Source organism: Modicisalibacter tunisiensis (assembly GCF_020148005.1).
GTDB classification, from domain to species: Bacteria; Pseudomonadota; Gammaproteobacteria; order Pseudomonadales; family Halomonadaceae; genus Modicisalibacter; species Modicisalibacter tunisiensis.
Genome location: NZ_JAGXFD010000001.1, coordinates 914,835 through 921,221 on the forward strand (window position 1 = coordinate 914,835; position 6,387 = coordinate 921,221).

General features: G+C 57.0%; 6 protein-coding genes. All 6 read right to left on the reverse strand.

Annotated features, from left to right (window positions below; translation table 11 throughout):
- Positions 1-96: 96 nt before the first annotated feature.
- The gene (locus KGQ91_RS04190) at positions 97-957 is read right to left on the reverse strand and encodes a LysR family transcriptional regulator (protein ID WP_011783503.1); all 861 of its coding nucleotides are present in this window, start codon (positions 955-957) and stop codon (positions 97-99) included.
- A complete protein-coding gene (locus KGQ91_RS04195) occupies positions 951-1,961 on the reverse strand; it encodes a phosphonate dehydrogenase (protein WP_104417573.1) in 1,011 nt (336 codons plus the stop codon). Before KGQ91_RS04195 ends, KGQ91_RS04190 begins: the two co-directional genes overlap by 7 nt.
- 9 nt (positions 1,962-1,970) lie before the next feature.
- Positions 1,971-2,801 (reverse strand): phosphonate ABC transporter, permease protein PhnE, encoded by an 831-nt coding sequence (gene phnE, locus KGQ91_RS04200; protein WP_011784781.1) that lies wholly within the window; start codon positions 2,799-2,801, stop codon positions 1,971-1,973.
- Positions 2,802-2,811: 10 nt separating this feature from the next.
- Positions 2,812-3,675 (reverse strand): phosphate/phosphite/phosphonate ABC transporter substrate-binding protein, encoded by an 864-nt coding sequence (gene phnD, locus KGQ91_RS04205; protein WP_163650766.1) that lies wholly within the window; start codon positions 3,673-3,675, stop codon positions 2,812-2,814.
- Positions 3,672-4,490: a phosphonate ABC transporter ATP-binding protein gene (phnC, locus tag KGQ91_RS04210; RefSeq protein ID WP_020833797.1), complete on the reverse strand. Its 819-nt coding sequence runs from the start codon at positions 4,488-4,490 to the stop codon at positions 3,672-3,674. The genes phnD and phnC overlap by 4 nt, the downstream gene beginning before the upstream one ends.
- 443 nt (positions 4,491-4,933) lie before the next feature.
- Entirely contained in the window at positions 4,934-6,295 is a 1,362-nt protein-coding gene (locus KGQ91_RS04215) for an IS1380 family transposase (protein ID WP_035409900.1), read from the reverse strand.
- Positions 6,296-6,387: the final 92 nt, after the last annotated feature.

Consider the following 6,387-nt stretch of genomic DNA (forward strand, 5'->3'; position numbering starts at 1 on the left):
GCATCATCAATCACCGATCACGGCGATGAAGGAGTGGCAGGCCAAGCGACCTGAGTTATTTACCAAACGGGTGGTTAATCACACGGGACCCGACAGCTATTCACAGAGATGCCCAACAAACGAGTATACTGGCCTGTGTTTGTCCAGGCTGCTCGGATAAATCACCATCAGCTCCTTGCTAAGGCCAGGCTCACTCACGGGAATAGCCACCAGACTTCCATTTTGGACCTCCTCCCGTACAGAACTTTCAAGCACCAACGATGCGCCAAGTCCGACCTTAACCGCTTGCTTGACGGCTTCGGTGCTACCCAGCTGCATAGATACCGTCGGAAATGGCCCATGCTCACCGAAGTAGGTCGCCAAAAGCCGGCCAGTGCCGGTGCCGGGTTCGCCGCCGATCAGAGCCATGTTAGACAGCGTATCGCGGTCGATATCGGTTCGACGGGCTAACGGGTGACCAGGCGGAACGATTAGAACAACGGGCTCGTTACGCCACGCCTGAGCATGGAATCCGGGTAGATCATGCCACCACTCCATAATCGCCACGTCCAGCTCACCGTCCGATAAATGCCGTGCAATAGTCGGATTGGAATCTATTACCACATCCACCTCGGGCCCTACGCCCAGCTCCTTGTAACGACGGATGTAGGGCTGGAGCATATAAATCCCAATATTGGAGCTCGCCCCAACGCGAAGTCGAGCCTCCATAATGGAAGATCTCGCCTGCTCCTCCAGCCGGAGCAGACTTCGGGCAAAAGGCAACAAGGTTAAGGCAGCCCGGGTTGGCTCACAGCCAGAGCGCCCCCTGTGGACCAATAAAACGCCAAGTTGGTTTTCGAGTTTTTGAAGGTGCTGGGACAGTGTGGGTTGTGCGATGTCCAACTGGCGGGCTGCGGCCTGAAACCCGTTGTGGTCCAGCACCGCCACGAAACTCTTCAGCCAGACAAGATTCAGCATGGGCCGCTCTCGCGGCCACTGGGATCATTGATCGCATCATCCGGCCGCTCACCCCGAAGCACTTGCAGAATGTTCCGAGCAGCGCGTTGCTCGATAGCCAGACGCACCTGGCTGACGGCCGATCCGATGTGAGCAGTAAACAGCGTGTTGGGGTGGGCCCTGAGCCCCTGGGCGATCTCCCTCGGACGATCTTCTCTCGCCCAATCTTCCATCTCAAACACATCAGCGGCGTACCCCCCCAACTGACCGGATTGAAGCGCTTGCAGAACACTACCCTCATCCACCACAGATCCACGGCAGGGATTGATAAGGAATGCGCCCGGTTTCATTCCTGTTAGCGTTTCGCGATTAATGGTGTGGAGGGTTTGCTCATTGAGCGCCAGTGCCAGGATCACAATATCTGACTGGGCCAGCAGCATCTTGAGGGGAGTATGGGACAAACCCAGTGCCTGCTCATGCTGCACGGGTAAACGTTCCGGCTGGGAATAGATTAAATCCGCTCCCCATCCGTTCAGGCGCTGCGCCACCGCTTGGCCGATGGCCCCCATACCCACAATACCAATCCGTGAGCCTTCGATCCCCTGCCCATAGAAGCGTGGTGTCCAGCCAGTAAATTCACCGGATCGAACGAAGTGGTCCGCCGCCTTGACTTGTCGGGTGAGACTGATCGTCAGCCCGACCGTTAGCTCTGCAGTAGGCACGGTTAGCAAATCCGGTACAAATGTCAGCCAAACCCCATGACGCGTGCAGGCATCCACATCAAAGTTGTCATAGCCTTTCAGGGCTGCACCAATCACCTTCAAGCGCGGACACCCCTGTAGGAACTCCTCTCCAACTCGGTCTGGCATGAACGCCATCATCGCATCAGCGTCTGCAACGCGCGCAGCCACTTCCTCCTGGGGCAACGTGGCGCCGGATTGGTTGGTGACCAGCTCGCAATCTTGGGCAAGTTCATCCAGAACACTGTCATGGATCTTATGGGTTATCACAACCTTGGGTTTCATCGACGTTCCTTATTTGAATTTCTTACGAAGGCGGCCACTGAGACTGTCCACGACGGTGACCATCAACAAGATGACAATGAGAATGGCGCTGACTTCCTGATACTGCATGATTCTCAGCGAGCCCATCAATTCGAAGCCAATACCACCGGCACCCACCATGCCCATTACGGTCGAGGCACGGAAATTGTATTCCCAGCGATAAATGGACACGTCCGCGAATTGAGGAAGTGCTTGTGGCAGCACGGCGTGATAGAGCACCTGCAAGCGAGTAGCGCCGGCAGCATCGGCCGCTTCCACTGGCGCCTCATCTACATGCTCAATCGCTTCGGCAAAAAACTTTCCAACCATGCCAATGGAGTGAAGACCGAGCGCCAGTACGCCAGGCAACGCCCCAAAACCAACAGCAGCCACGAAGATGATGCCCATGATCAGTTCCGGGACTGAACGCAAACCGTTTAAAAGGGTTCGAGTTACTTGGAACACCACCGGATGTGGAGAGGTGTTGCGCGCAGCCAGGAATGCCAGTGGCACAGACAAGGTTACTGCAATGGCAGTACCGGCAATGCTCATCGCAAGCGTGTCGATTAACGGCGACACCCAGCTGGCCACATTGGTGAAGTCAGGTGGAAGAGATTCGCCAATGAGTGTGCCTATGGCTGGCACGCCATTGGCAAGTGTATTGAAATTGAGCAGCCCTACGTACCAACTTGCGACAAAAATGATGAGCAGCACTAACAGCGACTGTCCGAGTTTTTTCCGCCAGCCTTTCGCGTGCTCATCCAGCACGGAGGCCGACGGGGCCGGCGACAGAGTCGCCGGTTCCGTCGTTGTATAGTTCATGGGGCACTCCTCACATTTTTGCGAAATCAAGATTGAGCAGGCCAGCCATAGCGCGGATGACATCGTAATCTTCGTCGGTAATTGCCGCGAATCCCTCAGCCTTCAGGTTGTCGAGAATCTCCGGGTCATCGATCTGCAGAAAGGCTTTCTGAATGTTGCTCTTCAGCTCAGGGGCCAGGTTCGAACGCATGGCCCAGGGGTATTGAGGAAAGTCACCGCTGTAGCCCAGCACTTTGACCTTGCTCCGATCAATCAAACCGCGGTCCATCACATGCTCGAAGATAACTTCGGACAACCCTCCGGCGTCGGCATTGCCATTGGCGACGTTAACCGCAACAGCGTCATGGCTACCGACGAAATGAGCCTCATAGTCCTTTCCGGCTTCGAGCCCTGCCTTCTCAAGGAGTACGGCCTTGGGGATCAGGTGGCTGGAAGTGGATGCGGGGTCACCGAAGGCCATTTTCTTGCCTTTGATATCCGCGAAGGAGCTAACGCCAGAGTCCGCATTGGCAATAATGATGGAGCGATAAGTCGGCTTCCCGTCTACCACCATGGCGGCAAAGGGTTCAATGTCACTCTTACTCTTGGCCATCACATAGGACAACGGACCAAAGTAAGCCAGGTCAATTCGGCCAAAACGCATGGCTTCGATCATGGAGGAGTAATCGGTGGTAACAATCAGTTCTACTTCCTTACCAAGAGTGGTTTCCAGGTAATCCTTCAAAGGTTGGTTTCGCTTGATCAGTTCTGACGCGTTCTCATCCGGCAGCAAGGCAACTTTCAAAAGATCAGGGTCTGTATCTGCGGCATGGGCTGACCATTGGATGCCGAGCATCATTATCAGAGCCAGCAAAGAGTGAATCATTGTCTTCATTGTGCTATCTCCAGTACGTCTGTCGTTATCGGGGTGGTCTTAGGTTTATGGATGGCTGGTTTGCCTTCCGCAGCTACCACGCTGGGTGAACGGTGGTAAATCTCGTCCAGGTGTTTCGATTTCAGGTTTTCAGGAGCATCGTCAAAAACGATATGAGCGTTCGAAAGGCCGATGATCCGGTCTGCAAAACGCTGGGCGTATTCCAATTGGTGCAAGGAAATAACCGCGGTGATTCCATCTTCCTGACAAATATCGCGCAGTAGGCCGAGTACCTTTTCAGAAGTGGCCGGATCCAGGCTGGCAACGGGCTCATCGGCAAGAATCATGGATGGTTGCTGCACCAATGCTCTGGCGATTCCAACCCGCTGCTGCTGGCCGCCGGACAACTGATCTACTCGGGAAAGCGCTTTGTCAGCCAGACCTACGCGGTCGAGGCATTGCAGAGCCAACTCCAGGTCCTGCCGGGGCAGGGGAAGCAGGCTTCGCCAAGTACCGTGATACGCAAGTCTGCCTGTCAGCACATTCTGTAACGCGGTGTATCGTTCGATCAGCTGGTGATGCTGGAACACCATGGCGGTGCGGCTGCGGTGCTGTCGCAGGATTCTACGGTTGGTCAGTTCACCAAACTCGCCAGACACAACCTTCCCGGTTGTGGGCTTAACCAGGTGATTCAGTGAACGAAGCAGAGTGGATTTACCCGCGCCTGAAAGTCCCAGTAGCACGGTGAATTCGCCCTTGTGAAAGTGAACGTTGGTGGGTTTGAGCGCGAGGACGTTTCCCGGGTAGGTTACGCCCATACTCTCGACTCGAAGCATCACATTGGTTGATTGAGTTGGCGCCACAGGATCACCTTTTGCAATAAATAAGCTCGCCGTATTGCGAGTTACAATTGAACGGTAAAGCTGAGAGATGACACCGTCGTGTCACTGACGTGACAGGTTGATGAAGTGCTTTTGGTTCGCAAGGATTTTCCGAAGGGCTCTGTGAAATACATGGAGCTCAGCCAAAGTGGAACGAGCCACCCAGGAGCCCTGAATCCGTGATGCCGGCGTCGACACTTTCCCTATCGCCGTCAGCGAGCATTTTTTGACCTCCGATTCCGTCTCAACCGCCGAATGCATCTCTGCCATGGCCAACCATAGCGGCATCGGCCGGCGACGATGACCCGTTTGCTCATGCATTGCTACCCGCCGGGTACGGTGATGCTGGCTGCCGGTGACCGTCAGCCCTCTGCGTGGTGCCTTTGTCCGACAGACGATCAGCATGGCGTGCCTCGGGGATAGCGCAGGCGGCTTCGCAAGGTGTTCAACACCGTCATGCGTCCGATGTCCTGCCCGAAGTCGAGGATGATCTGCCGCGCCTTGTGAATCACGAGCGCCGCACGATGCACCAGTTCTTGTAGCACGGTGCGGATCCGGCGCCGCTTGGCGGGATGGCGCACCGGGCTCAGCTCGCCGGTCATGCCCAGCTGCCCCATCAGCCGCAGGATGTTGTAGGCCAGCTGGGCGAGGTGCAGGATCAGATCGTTGGTGGCGAACTTGCCCGACGGCAGCCGCTCCAGGTCGAGATCGGTCTTGATCTCACTGTGGAATTGCTCGTGGGTGGCATGCGCCTGGTAGCGTTTGATCACCGCCTCCGGCGCCTCGTCCAGGCTGGTCCACCAGCCTTCCAACTCATAGTCCGGTTCGAGCAGCAACTGGCCATCGCGATCGGCGGTGCGCTCTACCAGGCGCATCACGCGTTGGACGACGTATTCGGTCTTGTTGTCGTCGTGGATCGAGACGGTCTGCGGCCACAGCGCCTGGCGCTTGCCAGGACGCAGCTCTTCCCAGTAGTCCGCCGCCACAGCCAACCAGGTATCCTGATCCGCCGTGGCCGAGCCGCGCGGGTTCCATTTGACGACATAGTCGAGCCGGCGCCCCTCGTCGGCAAAGACCTGGCGTTGCTGTTCGAGAAGCGCCAGGTGCGCCTGGCTGTCGAAGCCGCTGTCCTCGCGTAACAGGATCGGTTGCTTGGTCAGGCCTTGGGCGCGAGGCAGTACCCGCTCCAGGAAGGCGTTGCTCTCCTTCATGGTGTGCTGCTTGCCAGGCCGCAGTTCCAGACCCAGGCACCACCCTTCGTTGCCCAGATAGGCGGCGATCGGGGTGTAGCCATCGACCTTCTGGTAGGTCCGCGAGACGCCTTCCTTCTTCGAGTTGCTGTTGTCCATGACGAAGGTGTCGATGTCCAGGCAGACGTGCGTCGTCTCGGCGGTGATCGGTGCTTCGATCAGTGACAGCAGGGTCGTGGACCAGGTGGCGGTGCGCGCCTGCAGGTCGTTGGCGGCAAGTTTCTCCAGCCGCTGTCGCAGCGTCGCCGCGCTCGGCACCTTCTGCAGGGTCAGCAGTTGTTGGAAGGGCTTGTCGCGGCGGAAGTTCTCGACAGCGTCATAGTCGCTCATGCCCAGACACAGCAGGCCCAGGTAGCTCTTGATCACGTCACTGGTGCGCATGCCCAGCGTGGTGGGGAAGCGGCTGTCGATGCTGTCGACGCCAGCGATCTCGAAGCATTGCCCGATGATGGACAGCCCGGCGTGGCTGGTGAGGGTGCGGCGACTGGCGCGGAACTTGACGTTGGGCATGGCACTATCTGGGTGAATGGCGATATTCGCTATATTGCCATGCAGTTCAGTAGGTTAGAAGCATTCCTGGGGGCCGGTCTCACGGATTCAGG

Coding starts and splice junctions, on each gene's coding strand:
- phnE (WP_011784781.1), bottom strand. CDS start 2,801: ATGAACTATACAACGACGGAACCGGCGACTCTGTCGCCGGCCCCGTCG.
- KGQ91_RS04195 (WP_104417573.1), bottom strand. CDS start 1,961: ATGAAACCCAAGGTTGTGATAACCCATAAGATCCATGACAGTGTTCTG.
- phnC (WP_020833797.1), bottom strand. CDS start 4,490: ATGCTTCGAGTCGAGAGTATGGGCGTAACCTACCCGGGAAACGTCCTC.
- KGQ91_RS04190 (WP_011783503.1), bottom strand. CDS start 957: ATGCTGAATCTTGTCTGGCTGAAGAGTTTCGTGGCGGTGCTGGACCAC.
- phnD (WP_163650766.1), bottom strand. CDS start 3,675: ATGAAGACAATGATTCACTCTTTGCTGGCTCTGATAATGATGCTCGGC.
- KGQ91_RS04215 (WP_035409900.1), bottom strand. CDS start 6,295: ATGCCCAACGTCAAGTTCCGCGCCAGTCGCCGCACCCTCACCAGCCAC.